This window comes from Streptomyces sp. NPDC002138, assembly GCF_040296485.1.
Lineage (GTDB): Bacteria > Actinomycetota > Actinomycetes > Streptomycetales > Streptomycetaceae > Streptomyces.
The window spans coordinates 20543-36335 of the sequence record NZ_JBEOXE010000041.1 but is presented as its reverse complement, the minus strand read 5'-3'; the positions used below and the strand labels follow the sequence as shown (position 1 = coordinate 36335).

The 15793-nt window shown below is 74.4% G+C and carries 21 protein-coding genes and 1 pseudogene; 17 read left to right on the top strand and 5 right to left on the bottom strand.

All coding sequences use genetic code 11. The annotated features are described in order from the left end of the window. Nucleotides 1–83 precede the first annotated feature (83 nt). From ABT084_RS24980 to ABT084_RS24945, 8 genes are all read left to right on the top strand, one after another. Nucleotides 84–1196 carry a hypothetical protein gene (locus tag ABT084_RS24980; RefSeq protein WP_351047932.1) on the top strand — a complete coding sequence of 371 codons (1113 nt, stop codon included), beginning with the start codon at nt 84–86 and terminating at the stop codon, nt 1194–1196. Continuing rightward, entirely contained in the window at nt 1193–2641 is a 1449-nt protein-coding gene (locus tag ABT084_RS24975; protein ID WP_351047929.1) for an NADH-ubiquinone oxidoreductase-F iron-sulfur binding region domain-containing protein, read from the top strand. Before ABT084_RS24980 ends, ABT084_RS24975 begins: the two co-directional genes overlap by 4 nt. Nucleotides 2642–2780: 139 nt before the next feature. Beyond that, nucleotides 2781–3821, top strand: a complete 1041-nt coding sequence (locus ABT084_RS24970; RefSeq protein ID WP_351047926.1) for an SCO0930 family lipoprotein — start codon at nt 2781–2783, stop codon at nt 3819–3821. 3 nt (nt 3822–3824) lie between these two features. Further along, complete coding sequence (locus ABT084_RS24965) at nt 3825–4397, top strand: hypothetical protein (protein WP_351047924.1); 573 nt, start codon at nt 3825–3827, stop codon at nt 4395–4397. 341 nt (nt 4398–4738) lie between these two features. Then, nucleotides 4739–5803 (top strand): NAD-dependent epimerase/dehydratase family protein, encoded by a 1065-nt coding sequence (locus ABT084_RS24960; protein ID WP_351048016.1) that lies wholly within the window; start codon nt 4739–4741, stop codon nt 5801–5803. Between the two features lie 107 nt (nt 5804–5910). Then, complete coding sequence (locus tag ABT084_RS24955; protein WP_351047922.1) at nt 5911–6663, top strand: nucleotidyltransferase family protein; 753 nt, start codon at nt 5911–5913, stop codon at nt 6661–6663. Between the two features lie 41 nt (nt 6664–6704). Further along, on the top strand, nt 6705–6944 hold the full coding sequence (locus tag ABT084_RS24950) for a hypothetical protein (protein ID WP_351047919.1): 240 nt from the start codon (nt 6705–6707) through the stop codon (nt 6942–6944). Continuing rightward, entirely contained in the window at nt 6941–7678 is a 738-nt protein-coding gene (locus tag ABT084_RS24945; RefSeq protein ID WP_351047917.1) for a metallophosphoesterase family protein, read from the top strand. Before ABT084_RS24950 ends, ABT084_RS24945 begins: the two co-directional genes overlap by 4 nt. Before the next feature lie 9 nt (nt 7679–7687). On the opposite strand, the pseudogene ABT084_RS24940 reads toward ABT084_RS24945, so the two are convergent. Then, a pseudogene (locus ABT084_RS24940) lies at nt 7688–8242 on the bottom strand (WhiB family transcriptional regulator); the annotation flags it as partial. Here ABT084_RS24940 and ABT084_RS24935 point away from each other — a divergent pair. From ABT084_RS24935 to ABT084_RS24920, 4 genes are all read left to right on the top strand, one after another. After that, nucleotides 8231–8599 carry a PRC-barrel domain containing protein gene (locus ABT084_RS24935; RefSeq protein ID WP_351047914.1) on the top strand — a complete coding sequence of 123 codons (369 nt, stop codon included), beginning with the start codon at nt 8231–8233 and terminating at the stop codon, nt 8597–8599. The pseudogene ABT084_RS24940 and the gene ABT084_RS24935 sit on opposite strands and share 12 nt — an antisense overlap. Nucleotides 8600–8700: 101 nt before the next feature. Then, nucleotides 8701–9114, top strand: coding sequence for a phage holin family protein (locus ABT084_RS24930; RefSeq protein WP_351047911.1), 414 nt, complete (start codon nt 8701–8703; stop codon nt 9112–9114). Continuing rightward, a complete protein-coding gene (locus ABT084_RS24925; protein WP_351047909.1) occupies nt 9111–9488 on the top strand; it encodes a DUF3618 domain-containing protein in 378 nt (125 codons plus the stop codon). Before ABT084_RS24930 ends, ABT084_RS24925 begins: the two co-directional genes overlap by 4 nt. Then, the gene (locus ABT084_RS24920; protein ID WP_351047906.1) at nt 9485–9751 is read left to right on the top strand and encodes a DUF4235 domain-containing protein; all 267 of its coding nucleotides are present in this window, start codon (nt 9485–9487) and stop codon (nt 9749–9751) included. The genes ABT084_RS24925 and ABT084_RS24920 overlap by 4 nt, the downstream gene beginning before the upstream one ends. Nucleotides 9752–9897: 146 nt before the next feature. Here ABT084_RS24920 and ABT084_RS24915 read toward each other — a convergent pair whose 3' ends face one another. Together ABT084_RS24915 and ABT084_RS24910 are read right to left on the bottom strand one after the other, a co-directional pair. Continuing rightward, complete coding sequence (locus tag ABT084_RS24915) at nt 9898–10926, bottom strand: YihY/virulence factor BrkB family protein (RefSeq protein ID WP_351047904.1); 1029 nt, start codon at nt 10924–10926, stop codon at nt 9898–9900. Next, nucleotides 10923–11210 (bottom strand): WhiB family transcriptional regulator, encoded by a 288-nt coding sequence (locus ABT084_RS24910; protein ID WP_351047901.1) that lies wholly within the window; start codon nt 11208–11210, stop codon nt 10923–10925. The genes ABT084_RS24915 and ABT084_RS24910 overlap by 4 nt, the downstream gene beginning before the upstream one ends. Before the next feature lie 171 nt (nt 11211–11381). Here ABT084_RS24910 and ABT084_RS24905 point away from each other — a divergent pair, with 171 nt between their 5' ends. The 4 genes from ABT084_RS24905 to ABT084_RS24890 all read left to right on the top strand — a co-directional run bounded on the left by ABT084_RS24905 (nt 11382) and on the right by ABT084_RS24890 (nt 13842). Next, nucleotides 11382–11666, top strand: a complete 285-nt coding sequence (locus tag ABT084_RS24905) for a DUF6479 family protein (RefSeq protein WP_351047898.1) — start codon at nt 11382–11384, stop codon at nt 11664–11666. 157 nt (nt 11667–11823) lie between these two features. Next, nucleotides 11824–12510 (top strand): HemK2/MTQ2 family protein methyltransferase, encoded by a 687-nt coding sequence (locus ABT084_RS24900; protein ID WP_351047895.1) that lies wholly within the window; start codon nt 11824–11826, stop codon nt 12508–12510. After that, a complete protein-coding gene (locus tag ABT084_RS24895) occupies nt 12494–12769 on the top strand; it encodes a CDGSH iron-sulfur domain-containing protein (RefSeq protein ID WP_351047892.1) in 276 nt (91 codons plus the stop codon). Before ABT084_RS24900 ends, ABT084_RS24895 begins: the two co-directional genes overlap by 17 nt. Further along, nucleotides 12766–13842: an iron-containing redox enzyme family protein gene (locus ABT084_RS24890; RefSeq protein ID WP_351047890.1), complete on the top strand. Its 1077-nt coding sequence runs from the start codon at nt 12766–12768 to the stop codon at nt 13840–13842. Before ABT084_RS24895 ends, ABT084_RS24890 begins: the two co-directional genes overlap by 4 nt. Nucleotides 13843–13862: 20 nt before the next feature. Here ABT084_RS24890 and ABT084_RS24885 read toward each other — a convergent pair whose 3' ends face one another. Both ABT084_RS24885 and ABT084_RS24880 read right to left on the bottom strand, forming a co-directional pair. Next, a complete protein-coding gene (locus tag ABT084_RS24885) occupies nt 13863–14051 on the bottom strand; it encodes a DUF6381 family protein (protein WP_351047888.1) in 189 nt (62 codons plus the stop codon). Nucleotides 14052–14148: 97 nt separating this feature from the next. Continuing rightward, nucleotides 14149–14976 (bottom strand): YhjD/YihY/BrkB family envelope integrity protein, encoded by an 828-nt coding sequence (locus ABT084_RS24880; RefSeq protein ID WP_351047885.1) that lies wholly within the window; start codon nt 14974–14976, stop codon nt 14149–14151. 500 nt (nt 14977–15476) lie between these two features. Here ABT084_RS24880 and ABT084_RS24875 point away from each other — a divergent pair, with 500 nt between their 5' ends. Continuing rightward, nucleotides 15477–15695 (top strand): hypothetical protein, encoded by a 219-nt coding sequence (locus tag ABT084_RS24875; RefSeq protein WP_351047883.1) that lies wholly within the window; start codon nt 15477–15479, stop codon nt 15693–15695. The last annotated feature ends 98 nt before the right edge of the window (nt 15696–15793 follow it).

Genomic DNA, 15793 nt, shown 5'->3' with positions numbered 1-15793 from the left:
CCGCTGCCGAGCAGTTCCGACGATCACCCCGGGCGCCGAGCGCGTGACGTGGAGTGCTCGGTCCTGGCGTATGGGAGAACTCGATGCCCCTGTCCCAGATCCGTGCGCCCCGCTCACACCGGGCCGGCCGCACCCGACGCCACGCCGGCGCCGCCGCGGCCGCCGCGGTCGGCCGCCGCGCCCTGCGACGGCCGCCCCTGGTCTCCGCGGGCGGCGGCCCGCACCCGGGCGCCCTGGCCGCCGCCGCGCTCGCGGCCCTGGTCTCCCTGGGGGTGGCCGCCCAGGCGGGCGCCCTGTCCCACCTGTGGGACTTCCTCGACTACGGGGCGGGCGTCCTCTCGCTCGTCTCGCTCACCTCCGCCGTCCTGTGGGGCCTGGCCGCCACGGACCGCCGCGTGCTCGCCTCCGGCCACCGGATAGCCGCCCAGGGCGCGCACCGCGGCCTCGCCGTCGCCGGGCTGGGGTTCCTCGCCCTGCACGTCTGGGTCAAGGTCGCCGAATCGCGGACCTCCGCCGCCGCGGTGGTCGTGCCGTTCGCCGACGCGGACCAGGCCGTCCTCATCGGGCTGGGCACGCTGGCGGGCTACCTCTTCGTCGCCGTCGCGGTCTCCGGCGCCGTCCGCAGCGCGTTCGCCACCAAGGGCCGGTCCCTGTGGTGGCGGGCCCTCCACATGGGCGCGTACCCGGCCTGGGGCGCCTCCCTGGTGCACGGGCTCAAGTCCGGTCGCGCCGCCAGTGGCTGGGTGAGCGTGTCCTACGCCCTGTGCCTGATCGGGGTCGCGGTCCTGCTGGCGCTGCGGCTGCGGACCAGGCTGCGCGCCCTGACCGCCCGTCCCGCCGCCCCGGCCCCGGCCCCGGCCCCCGCCCGGATTCCCGGCCAACGCCCCGCCGCGGCGCGGGCGTTCGTACACCAGCCGGTGGAGCAGCCCGCGGCCCGGCTGACGGCCCGCCTGGCGCGCCAGCAGGACCGGCGCGCCGGGGCGCAGGGTGCGCAGGCCGACCCGCCGCTCGCTCCGCGGGTGGCGGCCGCGCCGGTGGTGGCCGGCCGCTCGGCGCCGCCGCCCATGCCCCTCCTGCCGAACTGGCCCGAACCGCAGCAGTTCGGGCCGTACAGCCCGGTGTTCAGCGCGGGCGGGCAGGAGGCGGGCGTGGAGTGGCCCGGGGAGCCCCTCGACGGAATCCGGGGCCGGCAGTGACGCAAGCGCCCCACCCGGCCCTCGGCTGCGTCGGGCAGCCCCGGCTGCTGGCCGGGCTCGACGCGGCCGACCGGCTCGACCGGCCGGGCCACCTCGCCGTACACGGCAGCGTGCCGCGGTACCGCCCCGACGAACTCCTCGCCCTGGCCGAGAACACGGACCTGCGCGGGCGCGGGGGAGCGGGCTTCCCCTTCGCCCGGAAACTCCAGGCCGTCATCCGCTCCGCCCGCGGCCGCGAGGGACGCTCCGCCGTCGTGGTCAACGGCACGGAAGGGGAGCCCAGTTGCCTCAAGGACGCCGCGCTGTGGCTGCACGCCCCGCACCTGGTCCTCGACGGCGCGCTGCTGGCCGCCGCCGCGCTGGGCGCGGAGGAGGTGGTCGTCGGCGTGACCCGGGAGGACGTGGAGCGCTCCGCGCGCGCCGCCGTGGCCGAACGCGGCCCCACCGGCAGCCGGGTCCGCGTGACCCGGCTCCCCGAACGGTTCGTCACGGGCGAGGGGACCGCGCTGATCGCCGGACTGGACGGCGGCAAGGCCCTCCCGTCCGGGCAGAAGGTGCGCACGAGCGAGCGCGGGCTGGGCGGGCTGCCGACCCTGCTGTCCAACACCGAGACGTACGCCCAGCTCGCCGTCGCCGCACGGCTCGGCGCGCTGGACTACCGGTCCGTGGGGCTGCCCGCCGAACCGGGCACGACCCTGCTGACGGTCTCCGGCTCCACGGTGGTGGAGGTGCCCATGGGGACCTCCCTGGCGTACGTCCTGGGGCTGTGCGGAGCCAGTCCCGGCCAGGGCGTGCTGGTGGGCGGCTACCACGGCCGGTGGCTGACCCCGGGCGCCGCGCAGTCGGCCGTGCTCTCCCGGGAGTCCCTCGCCTCGTTCGACGCGGTGCTCGGGGCCGGCGCCGTACTGCCGCTGCCCGAGGACACCTGCCCGGCGGGTGAAGTGGCCCGCGTGGTCCGCTGGATGGCCGACGAGACCGCGGGCCAGTGCGGTCCGTGCGTCCGCGGGCTGCCCTCCCTCGCCGGAGCCGTGGCCGACCTCGTGGGCGGGGGCGGCCGGACCGCCCTCGAAGCGGTGGAGGCCCGGATGCGCGGGGTGCGCGGGCGCGGCGCGTGCAGCCACCCCGACGGTACGTCGTCCTTCGTGGCCTCCGCGCTCGCCGTGTTCCCCGACGAGTTCCGCGACCACGCCGTGGGCAGCGGCTGCGGACGCCGGGTCCTGGGGGCCCTGCCGCTGCCCGCCGACGCCAACCCCGAACGGCTCGTCGTGGACTGGACCCTGTGCAAGGGGCACGGGCTGTGCGTGGACCTGCTGCCCGACGTCGTCCGGCTGGACGCCGACGGCTATCCGGCCCAGGGGGTCATGGAGGTCCCCGCCCCGCTGCGCCCGAAGGCCCTGCGGGCGGTGCGCCGTTGTCCCGCGCTCGCTCTGCGTATTCAGGAGTAGTTCAGCGTTTGGCGCGATCTGACAAATTCCGGGTGATCCGAAGGGAATGGGGTCCGCGGGCCCTATGAATGGAACAGGACGTGAAAAGCGCCCGTCTTCATTCGAGGGAGTCATCGTGAACAACAGGCGACGTGGAGTAATGCTGGGATCAGTGGCCGCGGTGGTGCTGTTGGCGGCCGGATGCGGAAGTGACACCGAGAACTTCCGTACGGCGAATGCGGCGCAGCCGGCCGGGGCGAAATCCCCGAGCGGGGGGAGCGGAAACGGCGACGGATACGGTTCGGGCTACGGATCGGGATCCGGCTCCGGATACGGCGCGGACTCCGCGGCGGACCCGGCCGCCGGTTCCGGGGCGCTCGCCGCCGGCGGGAAGGGCGCACCGGCCGGCCAGCTGGCCGTACGGGCCGTCCAGGCGGTGGGCAACGTGGTCACCGACAGCGCCGGGGCGACCCTCTACCGCTTCGACAAGGACACCGCCCAGCCCCCGAAATCCGCTTGTGACGGGGCCTGCGCCACCACCTGGCCCGCGGTCCCGGCGGACGACGCCACGGCCTCGGCGGGCATGTCCGCCGACCTCCTGGGCGCGGTCGTCCGCCCGGACGGCACCCGGCAGCTCACCCTCGCGGGCTGGCCCGTGTACCGCTACGCGAAGGACGCACAGCCGGGCGAGGCGAAGGGCGAGGGAGTCGGCGGTACGTGGCACGCGCTGGCCGCCGACGGAAAGAAGGCCATCGACCAGAAGGCCACGGAGGCGAAACCGGCGGACGGGAACTCCGGAGAACAAAAGGGCGGAGAACAAAAGGGCGGGGATCAGCAGGGCGCCGGGGTGTCCGTCATGAATGACGCGAAACTCGGGAACATTCTCGTCGACGGTCAGAGCCGGACTCTTTACCGGTTCAACAAGGACAGTGCCTGGCCGATGAAATTCGGCTGCCTGGGCGCCTGCCTCGACACGTGGAAGCCCGCGGCGGCAGTCGACAAGAGCAAGGTGAACGGCATCGCCGCCGCATTGGTCGGGTCGGTGAAGCGGCCCGACGGCACGATGCAATTGACGATCGACTGCTGGCCGGTCTACACGTTCACCGGCGACACCGCGCCCGGCCAGACCAACGGGCACAACAAGCAGGGGCTCTGGTTCGCGGTCAGTGACGCGGGCAAGAAGGTCCCGGCGGCGGGCTGATCCGTGCCGCATCCTCCGCGCGGCCCCGGCCGCCTCCTCCTGCCCGTGGCCGCGGGCCTCTCCCTCGCCCTCCTCTGCGCCGCCTGCGCCTCGCACCCGACCGAGACGCGGCCGCACACGGGCCAGGCGGCGCAGCGGGCGGCCGCCGCGTCCGCGCCGCCCGGCTCGCTCACGCTCCAGGACCTCGCCACCGCCCTCGGCTGCACGGCCGAGGTCACGGTCGACGCGGACGAACTGCGCGAAGGGGCCTGCGGATCGGGCAAGGACGCCTACCGCATGGCCACCTTCACCGCCGACGCGGGCCAGACGGCCTGGCTGGCCGAATCGCAGACGTACGGCGGTACGTACCTGGTGGGCGCCCGCTGGGTCGTCACCGCCGCCTCGGCCGAAGCCCTGGCACCGGCCCAGAACCGGCTCGGCGGATCCATCCAGTCCGGGGCCACCCACATGGGCTCGCACGACATGCCCCCCGAACCGGCGTCCACCCCCTCGCCGGCCACCTCCGCGGCCTCCCCTGCGCTCCCCGCGTCCCCTGCCCCCGCACCGCCCTCCCACGAACACGCCGCCCATCCCTAGACGGCGCGGCCCCGGACCCGGGCGGGGCACGGGCGTCCGTGCCCCGCCGGGCCCCGCCCCGCCCGGCGAATGCGGGCCGGGGGCAGGGGTAGGCGCTCTGCGCGTGCTCCGGCGAGCGCCGGCACGGTCGGGAGAGGAGTCACGCGATGACGCGACGCACACGGGCGGCGGACCTCGGCGAGACCGGCGAAGGCGAGCCCGGCGCGGAACGCACCGGCTCGGAGCGCACCGGCTCGGAGCGCACCGGCACGGAGCGCACCGGCACGGAACGCACCGACACGGAACGCACCGACACGGAGCGCACCGGCGCGGACGGGTCGCGCGGCGGGGGGCTCCGTGTCGTGGTCGTCGGGGCCACCGGAAACGTGGGGACCAGCGTCGTGGCGGCCCTCGCAGAGGATCCGGCGGTGGACTCCGTGACCGGTCTGGCTCGCAGGGTCCCCGGCTGGCGGCCCGCCAGGACGCGGTGGCACGCCGTGGACGTCGAACCGGGCGGCGCGGACCTGGTCCCGCTCTTCGCGGGGGCGGACGCCGTGATCCACCTCGCCTGGAAGTTCCAGCCCACCCACCACCCCGCCGAGACCTGGCGCACCAACGTCCTGGGCAGCATCCGCGTGTTCGACGCGGTGGCGGAGGCGGGCGTGCCCGCCCTGATCCACGCCTCCTCGGTCGGCGCCTACTCGCCCGGCCCGAAGGACCGCGCCGTGGACGAGTCCTGGCCGACGCACGGCTGGCCGCAGGCCGCCTACACCCGGGAGAAGGCCTACCTCGAACGCGTCCTCGACGCCTACGAACAGCGGCACCCGGACCTGCGCGTGGTGCGGATGCGGCCCGGCTTCCTCTTCAAGCGGCAGTCTGCCTCCGAGCAGCGCCGGATCTTCGCGGGGCGGCTGCTGCCGGGCCGTCTCGTACGCCCCCGGCTCCTCCCCGCGGTGCCCGACCTGCCGGGGCTGCGCTTCCAGGCCCTGCACACCGACGACGCGGCCGCCGCCTACCGGGCGGCCGTCGTCCTGCCGGTCCGCGGGGCGTTCAACCTGGCGGCCGACCCGCCCGTGGACGCCGATCTGCTGGTCCGCCTCTTCGACGCGCGGAAACTGGCGATGCCCTCGGGCCCCGTCCGGGCCGCCCTCGCCGCGGCCTGGCGGCTGCACCTCGTACCGGCCTCCCCGGACCTGTTCGACGCCGTACTGCGGCTGCCCCTGCTGGATTCGACGCGCGCCCGGGAGGAGCTCTCCTGGCAGCCCGCCCACACCTCCGCCGACGCCATCGAGGAGTTCCTCGCGGGCCTGCGGTCCGGGGCGGGCATGGACACCGCCCCGCTCGCCGGGGACCGGAAGCGCACCCGGCACCTCATGGCCGCCGCCGCCGACCACCTGGTCAAGCCGACCCCCGGCGTCGTGTCGTAACGACCCCGCCCCGGCCCCGCCCCGGTCGTCACGGCCGGCCCCCGGGTCCCGGCCGACCGGATCCGTACGCGGTGTGTTTCGGCGGCGAGGGCGGGTACCCGCTCCCCATGACGCCCGCGAAGCCGGTGAACGCATCCCCCGAGCCACTGGACGCGTGCCCGGGCCAGGCCCGTCCCGAAGGACTGAGCCCGCCCGCGCCCGCCGACGGCCCCCTGCCCATGGACCACACCCAGGCGATCCTGGAAACCACCAAGCTCGTGGCCGCGCTGCTGAAGCGGTCCGGGCTGCCGTTCGCGCTGGCCGGGAGCGTGGCCGCCTTCGGCCACGGCATGGCCGCGCGGTTCCAGCACGACACCGACTTCTGTGTCCGGCCGCAGGACGCCGACGCGGCGATCAAGGCCCTCGAGGAAGGGGGCATCGAGATGCGCCGGGCCCCCGAGGACTGGCTCGTCAAGGGACGGTCCGGCGGGGAGGAGATCGACCTGATCTTCGAGCTGGCCCGGCGACCGGTGAGTACGGAACTCCTGGAGCGGGCGCACGTCAAAGCGGTGGACTCGGTGTGGATGCCCGTCCTCGCCCCCACCGACCTGATGGACAGCCGCCTCGCCGCGCTCTGCGAGCACTACTGCGACTTCGGGGACCTGCTGCCGATGGCGCGCATGCTGCGGGAGCAGATCGACTGGGACCGGCTGGACCGCGCCTACCGCTCGGAGCCGCTGCCGGAGGCGTTCCTCCACCTCTTGGAGGGGCTCCGCGTCATCGGCTACCGGGGCGGCGCCCGGGACGGCCGCGTCGTCGTCCGGGACGACCACGCGTGCGGGCCGGACGACCGGGCCGGCGCCAGGGAGGCGATGTCATGACGGACCACGGAACGACGGACCACGGAACGGCGGATCGCGGAATGACGGAGTACCGCATCGGACGCCTGTACGACCGGCTGGCCCGCGAGGACCTCGCGGAGCTGGGCGTACGCATCGAAGCCCACGGGGCGGGAGCCATGGTCCGCGGCACCGTCGCCAGCGCGGAGTACCGCGCCGAGGTGCTGCGCATCGCCGCGGAGGAGCTCGCCGGACTGGAGTGGCGCGAGGACGTCACCGTCTGCCGGCCAGGGCCGCCCGACCACTCCGAGGAGCTGTGGTGATCCGGGTCGCCGCGGTCGGCGACATCCACCTCGGCCCCGGCAGCGCGGGCACCCTCCGGCCCGCCTTCGACACCCTGCGCGACTGCGCGGACCTCCTGCTGCTGGCCGGGGACCTGACCCGGCACGGCACCCCGGACGAGGCCCGGGTGGTCGCCGCCGAGGTGGCGGACCTCGACGTCCCCGTGGTGGCGGTGCTCGGCAACCACGACTACCAGAGCGATCAGGAGGAGTCCGTCGCGGCGGAGCTGACCGCCGCGGGAGTGCACGTGCTGGAGGGCACCGGCGTCGCCCTCGGCATCGACGGTACGAGGGTCGGCGTCGCCGGGACCAAGGGCTTCTGCGGGGGCTTCGCCGGGCGCAGCGGCAGCGAGTTCGGCGAACCGGAGATGAAGGCTTTCATCCGGTACACCCGCACCTGCGCCGAAGGGCTCGAGAAGGCCCTGTCCGAGCTGCGGGAGGACGGCGCCGAGCTGCGCATCGCCCTCACCCACTTCTCACCCGTGCCCGACACCCTCGCGGGCGAGCCCCTGGAGATCTACCCCTTCCTCGGCAGCTACCTCCTCGCCGAGGCGATGGACGGGGCGGGCGCCGACCTCGCCGTCCACGGCCACGCCCACGCCGGGACCGAACACGGCATGACGGCGGGCGGGATCCGGGTGCGCAACGTGGCCATGCCCGTCATCGGCGGCGCCTTCGCCATCTACCACCTCAGGGGCCCGGCGCAGCCGGGCTAGACGCCGCCGTTCGCGCGCGTCGAGTCCGCCCCACACCCTGTCCGGCACGGCCGCCCCCAGCGCGTGCCGCAGGCATTCCGGCTGCACCGGGCACAGCGCGCACGCCTCCTTGGCGGCGGTGGCGGTGGCGGTGGCGGTGGCCGCGGCGGCGGTTGTGGTCGCGGTCGCGTCGGCGGGGCCGTCGCGCTCACGTCTTCCGGCGCGCCGCCCCTCGGTGGCGCGGAAGAACAGGCGCGCGCCGAGCCGACGGCACTCGGCCTCCTCCGGCCACGGCCCCGGCCACGGGGACCGGGCACGGCGCGGCGGACGCGATACGTCGCTCACGGCGGGCTCCCTTCGGACGGTTCGGACGCGGACACGCGCTCGGTGCCCGTCTGGCCTCCCGCGCGTTCTTGAAACGCCGGGCGGCGGCGGAGCCGGGCGAATGACTTGCCGGGGGCGGGGCAGGCGGAGTGGAGGCGGAGCACACAACCGCCGCGCACGGCAACGGAAATGGAAGGACGGCAGGGGAACCCCTCGCCGCCCTCCGCTTACCGGAGGAGTTGTTTTCGCGTGACTGAGCATGTGTGGAGTTACACGTCGGCCTCGGGCCACCTGGCCGGTACCGATCTGACCGGGTACAAGGTCGAGGCGACCGACGGCAGCATCGGCAAGGTGGACAAGCACTCCGACGAAGTCGGTGACGCCTACCTGGTCGTGGACACCGGAGTCTGGATCTTCGGCAAGGAGGTCCTCCTCCCCGCCAGCACCGTGATCCGGATCGACCGGGAGAACGAGAAGGTCTTCGTCGGCCGGACGAAGGAGCAGATCAAGAACGCTCCCGAGTTCCACCGCGACAAGCACCTCACCGACCCCGGCTACCGCGACGAACTGGGCACGTACTACGGCCCGGACATCCCGTTCGGTGGCCGCCCCGCCTGACCCGCACGCGAAGGGGGCCCGGACGCACCCGGTCCGGGCCCCCTTCCGGCACGACGGCGAGCAGGACAGCGAGCAGGACGACGGAGAGGAGGGCACGCATCGTGAGTACGGCCGAACGGCATCCCCGCCCCGCGGACGACTCGGTGGGCGAGCTGGTCTCGCGGGCATCGGAGCAGATCTCGGAGCTGGTCCGCGAGGAGATGCGCCTGGCCCGGGCGGAGTTGAGCCGCAAGGGCAAACGGTTCGGGACGGGCGGCGGCCTGCTCGGCGGCGCCGGACTGCTCGGCGTCCTGGCGGCGCAGGCGGTGGTCGCGGCCGTCATAGCCGCCCTCGCACTGGTACTGCCGGTGTGGGCCTCGGCCCTGGTCTTCGCCGCGCTGCTGGCGGCGATCGCCGCCGGGATGGCGGGGGCCGGCAGGAAGCAGATCGCGCGGGCCGTCCCGCCCGTGCCCGAGCAGACCATCGACAGCGTCAAGGCCGATCTGGCCGAGATCAAGGAGAGGACCCACCGATGAGCAACCCGTCGCGCGGCAACGACCCCACTCCCGTACCCACTTCCGTCGCCACGCCCTCGCCCGAGGAGCTGCGGCACCGCATCGAGCACACCCGCGACGAGCTCGGCCGCACCGTCGAAGCACTCGCGAGCAAGGCCGACGTCACGGCACAGGCCAAGGAGAAGGCGGCCCTCGTCGGCGACCAGATCCGCGAGACGGCCGGGCAGGCCGCGCGGCTGGTGAAGCAGAAGACCCCCGAGCCGGTCCTCGACGCGACGGCCCAGGTCGCGACCACGGCGAAGGCCAACCGCACCCCGCTGCTCGCGCTGGGCGCGGCCTTCGTCGTGTTCTTGCTGGTGCGTCGGGGTCGTGGCCGGGGCCGGGGGCGCAAGTGAAGGCGTCCGCGATCGCGTACAAGCCGGTGGGGCTGGCCCTGGGCGCGGTCAGTGGCATGGCCGCCGGGATGGCGTTCAAGAAGGCCTGGAAACTGATCGAGGGCGAGGGCGACGCCCCCGACGCCACCGACGAGGACCGCTCCTGGAAGGAGATCCTCATCGCCGCCGCCCTCCAGGGCGCGATCTTCGCCGTGGTCAAAGCCGCCGTCGACCGCTCCGGAGCCGTGGCCACACGCCGCATGACCGGTACCTGGCCAGGCTGACCCCACCCCGACGGCGACCGAACTTCAGCCGCGCCGCCGGAGGCAGGACGACGCGGACGGCCGGGGGCGAACGCCGACCCCGGCTGCCGCAGTACGGGCAGTGCGAACTCCACGACAGCCATGGACGGCTGACGCACGGTCACCCGTCACTCCATCCGGTGACGGTCCTCGTCGGTCCAGGCCCGGGTGTCGCGGGGCTCGACGTACGGCTCCTCGTCCTTGGGCAGGCCACCCGCGATCGCCCGCTGGCGGGTCATCTCCGCGTCGAACTCCAGCCCCAGCAGGACGGCGAGATTGGTGATCCACAGCCACACCAGGAAGACGACGACACCGGCGATGGCGCCGTACGTCTTGTTGTAGGAGGCGAAGTTCGCGACGTAGAACGCGAACCCGGCCGAGGCGGTCATCCAGATCAGCAGGGCCAGGAAGCTGCCGGGGGTCACCCACTTGAAGCCGCGGCCCCTGGCGTTCGGCGCGGCCCAGTACAGCAGCGCGATCATGATCGTGACGAGGAGCACCAGCACCGGCCACTTCGCGATCGACCACACGGTCAGCGCGCTGTCACCGATGCCGAGCAGGGCGCCCGCCTGCCGCGCCACGGTCCCGGTGAACACCACGATGAGCGCACCGGCACACGCGAGGACCATCAGCGCGACGGTGAGCGCCAGCCGGAGCGGCAGGACCTTCCACAGCGGACGGCCCTCGGGCACGTCGTAGACGGCGTTGGAGGCGCGGATGAACGCGGCGATGTAGCCGGAGGCGGACCACAGCGCCACGACCAGACCCACGACCGCCATCACCGAGCCGACCCCGCTGCGGGCCTGCAACTGCACCACCGCGCCGCCGATCACGTCCCGGACCGAACCGGGAGCCAGCCGGCGCAGGTTGTCCAGCACCTTTCCGGTCACCGAATCCCCGGCCATGCCCAGCAGCGACACGAGCACGAGGAGCGCGGGGAAGAGCGCGAGCACCCCGTAGTAGGTCAGTGCCGCGGCGCGGTCGCTCAGCTCGTCGTTCGTGAACTCCTTGACCGTCCCGCGCAGTACGGCCCACCAGGACCGCCCCGGCAGGTCGGAGGGCCGGTCGGGAGCCCGCTCCTCGACCCGCTCGACCGGCTCGGCCCGTCCGCCCCGCCCGGACCCGTCGGCGGAACCCGTGTCACGGCGCGCGGTCATGCCGCGGCCGTCTCGGATTCGGCGGCCGCGCGCCGCTCCTTCTCCGACAGGCCGCCCCAGACCCCGTAGGGCTCGGCCACGCGCAGGGCGTGCTCCAGGCAGCGGGCGCGTACGGGGCACGCCGCGCACACGGCCTTGGCCGTTTCCTCGCGCTCCTGGCGCTCCGGGCCGCGTTCCCCCTCGGGGTGGAAGAACACCTCCGAACCCACGCCCCGGCACGCGGCGTCCGTCTGCCATATCCAGTGGTGCTCCGCCCGCCCGGGCAGATGCGACACCTTCGCCATTTCCATCGTCTCCTACAGCCGGGCCCTTCGGAACACGCGCTCCACCGGCTCATCTGGCCGCAAAGCCCTGTTCGAAACGTGAGCGCGCCCCTCTCGGGCCCGCCCATTCCGCCGCTGGGCCATTCGGACCCCCGCCCTCGTAAGACCACGGATCGCGGGTAGGGGCGCGTCATGATTGCCAACGAATTCCTCGCGGCCGAAGGCCGGAGCTCCCTCTTCCTCCTCCTGGCCGGCGTGGTCGTCGTCGTGCTGCTGATCGGCGCCTTCTGGTACGGCAGCCGCCGCAGCGCACGGCGCGCGGCCCCCGCGCGGCCCGCCGAACAGACCCCCGCGGCCCGGCGCCGCGAAGACTCCTGGCAGACACCGGACGGCGCGGACGGCGCGAACGGCGCGGACGGCGCGGGCAGCGCGGACGGCCGGGACACGACGCACGGCCGGAACGAGCCCCGCACGTGAAGCCCGGCTTCAGAGCACCGACCTCGACCAGCGGTTTTCCGTCTGATCATCCGAAGATCGCCGGATTTCGGATGAGGCGCCCTGCCGGGGGCAGTCGCAGCGTGACGTCCATGGAAGCGGTCCGCCCGCGCACCGCGCTCGACCCCGGAGGTACGAGGTGACCAGCACGGCTCTCACGAGGGACACCCTGCCCGTCGGCCTGATCGCCCTGCCGGGCACCTACAGGCCACAGGCGGACACCTGCCTCCTGGCCGAGGCGCTCGCCCAGGAGGATCTCGGGCCCCGTACGGACGTACTGGAGATCGGTACGGGCACCGGCGCCCTCGCCCTGCAGGCCGCCGCGCGCGGCGCCCGGGTCACGGCCGTCGACGTGTCCTGGCGGGCCGTGGCCACGGCCCGGCTGAACGCGCTGCGCCGCGGACTGCCCCTGCGCGTCGTGCACGGCGACTTCGCCGCACGCACCTCGGGGCGCCGCTACGACCTGGTCGTCACGAATCCGCCGTACGTGCCCGCCCCGGGCGAGCGGCTCCCCTCGCGCGGCCCGGAGCGGTCCTGGGACGCGGGCCCCGACGGGCGCGGGATCATCGACCGCATCTGCGCGGCCGCCCCGGGCCTGCTGCGCCCCGGCGGCGTCCTGCTCATGGTGCACTCCGCGATGTGCGGGGCCGAGGAGACCGTCGCCCGGCTGGCCGAGGGGCGGCTGGACGCCGAGGTCGCGGCGCGGGCCGACGTGCCGTGGGGTCCCGTCCTGCGGTCCCGGCGCGCCTGGCTGGAGCGGCAGGGCCTGGCGGCGGCCGCCGAGGAACGGGAAGAGCTGGTGGTCATCCGTGCCCGGTACCTCTGACAGCCCGACGGGCGCGAGCACGCCCCGCCCGTCCCCCGCGCAGGCGCCGGCCCGCCGGGTCTCCGTCGACGCGCAGGGCCCGGTCCTGGTCGAGGGGCCGGTCGAGATCACCCTGGACGACGGTACGGTCGCCCGCTCCGACCGCTTCGTGGTCGCGGTGTGCACCTGCCGCCGCAGCCGCGCCTACCCCTGGTGCGACACCAGCCACCGCCGCCGCGAGCGCGCCGCCGCGCCGCCCGAGGACAGGAACCCGCGATGACCCCTCCCGGCCCGAGCGCGACCACGAGCCCGAGCGCGACGACCGCGCCCGCCTCGACCACCGAGCCCGCCACCCCCACGCCTCGCCCGCCCCTCCCCGAGGCGCGCGGCGAGCTGTCCGGGGCCGTGATCAGGGCGCTGCGGTCGGACGGGCCGCCGGAGTGCGCCGCCAGCTCCGTGCTCAAGGCCGATCCGTGGGGCGAGGACCTCCAGCTCGCCCTCTACCTCCTGTACGAACTGCACTACCGCGGGTTCGAGGGCGTCGACGACGCCCGGGAGTGGGACCCCGACCTGCTGCGGCTGCGCCGGGACGTGGAAGCCCGCTTCCTGCACGCCCTGCGCGCGGACCTGGCCGATGCCCCGCGCTCGGTCGCGGACGCCTTCGCCCCGCTCCTCGTCGAACCGGTCGACCTCTCCGGCAGCCTCAGCCACCGCCTCGAAACCGAGGGCGAGCTCTGGCAGCTGCGCGAGTACGCGGCCCTGCGCTCCCTCTACCACCTCAAGGAGGCCGACCCGCACGCCTGGGTGATCCCCCGGCTCACCGGCCGGGCCAAGGCCGCGATGGTCGCCATCGAGTACGACGAGTTCGGCGCGGGCCGCGCCGAGCGCATCCACGCGCGGCTCTTCGCGGACCTGATGGCGGACCTGGGCCTGGACACCGCGTACGGCCGCTACCTGGACGGGGCTCCGGCGCCCCTGCTCGCCACCGTGAACCTGATGTCCCTCTTCGGGCTGCACCGGGCCCTGCGAGGGGCCCTCGTCGGCCACTTCGCGTGCGTCGAGGTCACCTCGTCACCCGGCTCCCGGCGGCTCGCGCACGCCATGCGGCGCTGCGGCGCCGGGCCCGCCGCCGAGCACTTCTACACCGAGCACGTCGAGGCGGACGCCGTCCACGAGCAGGTCGTACGCCACGAGGTCATCGGCGGCCTGCTCGCCGACGAGCCGGACCTGGAGGCCGACGTCGCCTTCGGCTGCGCGGCGACCGTCCTCCTGGAGGACCGCCTCGCCGACCACCTCCGGCAGGCCTGGGACCAGAGGCGCAGCGCCCTGCGCACGCCCCTGCCGGAGGCCTGAGAGCGGGTCGCGCCGCTCGGCTACATGGGGTCCATCGTGCCGCTGCCGGGACCGTTCTCCTGTTCGCTCTTCTCGCGGATGCGGATCGCCTTGTCCCTGAGCCGCTGCCGCTCCGCGGGATCCACCGCGTGCTGGGCCGCCTGCTCCAGCTCCTCGGCCTTGTCGCGCATCTGCCGCGCCCGCTCGCTCGGCTGGTTCTGATCACTCATGAGCTGTCCTCCGGTCCGGGGGCGGGGGCGGCGTCGTGGTGCGTGCCGCCTCCTCCAGCCAAACAGCACCCGGGTGCGCGCGCCACCGTACGCGGCACTAGCTCCCGAGATCCGCGGGCTTCGCGCGGCGCCGCACCTCGTCGTGGAGCAGGCGCCCGAGGAGCGCGCCGCCGAACACCACGACGCCGACGCCGACGAGCCAGGACTGGATGACGAGGACGGTGCCGAAGACGCCGTAGGTGACCGCGCTCGACGCGATCAGCGGTGAGAAGACGAGCCGGGAGAAGATCCGCAGCCCGAGCAGCCCCAGCATGGTGGCCACCGCCCCGGGGAGCAGCGCGGGCCAGGGGATCCGGCCCGCGAGCAGCAGCCGCTGGGACCACCAGAAGAAGAGGGTGCCGATGACGACCGTGACGAAGCCACGGGCCGGGGAGAGGCGCCACGGCGGGGAGAATGCCGACAGGTACAGGGCCCCGATCAGCACGCCGAGCCACAGCACGTGCCGCCACCTGGCCCACCAGCGGGCGGGGGGCAGGTCCCAGACCGCCTCGTAACCGCTCTGCAGCGCGGTGGCGAAGGAGAGGCCGAAGAGGGTGAGCAGGGCGAGGCCGAAGGCCGTGGTGGTCCGCCACACCTGGCCGGGCAGGGCGAAGAGCCGCTCGATCTCCAGCCGGGCGGTCGCCGACACGCCGAGCCCGTCCCCGAGCCACTCCGCGAAGCCCTGGCCGCCGCCCGAGTCCGCCGCGGACACGACGATCAGCAGCGGCACCAGGGTCAGGAAGCCGAGGGCCGCGAAGCCGAGGGCGCGCTGCAGCAGCGCCACCGTCCGCACGTGCCCCCAGCGGCGGCCGGCCCGCGCACGGCGGACCGCACTGCCCACCCGCCCGAGGGACGGCAGCTTCCAGAACCTCTCCGGCCTCGTCATCCGACCGCTCCAGCCGCTCCGGCCGCTCCGACCGCCGCGGGTCCCGCCGCGGCACGGCCGGAACTCCACCGTAGGCCTCCGCGGCCGTCGGCTCCAGCGGGCTTCGGAGAATCTTCACAGGGTGCGGGCGGCGGGGCGGCCCGCTTCCACGGCTCCGCGCCATGCCGGGTATGTCCGCTTCGCTTGGCGCGGCTATGTTCCGGTATGTCCGTGGGGCGCGGCTCACCGCGCGAATCTGTTACTCGATCCTGTGGAGAAGCTGTAGTGATCCGATAAATGAATCGGAATGGCATCTTCCGCAGCGGTCGCCGCGCATGCCGTGAGACGGCAACACGGTTGGGCGGGTGACTGGTTCACGTGCTTACATCGGCCCACCGCGGTGGTTTACGGCAAGGGTGGTTGACGCCGTCCGTGCCATCGCGGAAATCGGCCGGACCGTCATGTCGTGGTCCGCCCAAGCCATGTGATGAAGAGTCAGACAAATGAAGGGTGCGCACATCATGCGTAACGACATCGAGACCCGCGAGATCGCCGACACCGAGCTGGACGCCGTCTCCGGCGGCCTCGGCCTCTCCGGCGGCCTCCTCGGCGCCGTGACCAGCGACGTTCACACCGTGCTGGGTGGCGTGACCTCGCTGGAGACCGTCCAGGGCGCGCTGGCCGTCCCCGGTCTGGCCACGGGCATCGCCGGCGTCAACGCCGGTGTCGCCGGTCTCTGACCGGAGATCTCCCGCAGCCCGCGCATCCCGGAATTCTGACGTTCCGGGGTGCGCGGGCTGCCCGCCGTACTTCCCCCTGCCCGGTCGGCCGCCGGGTT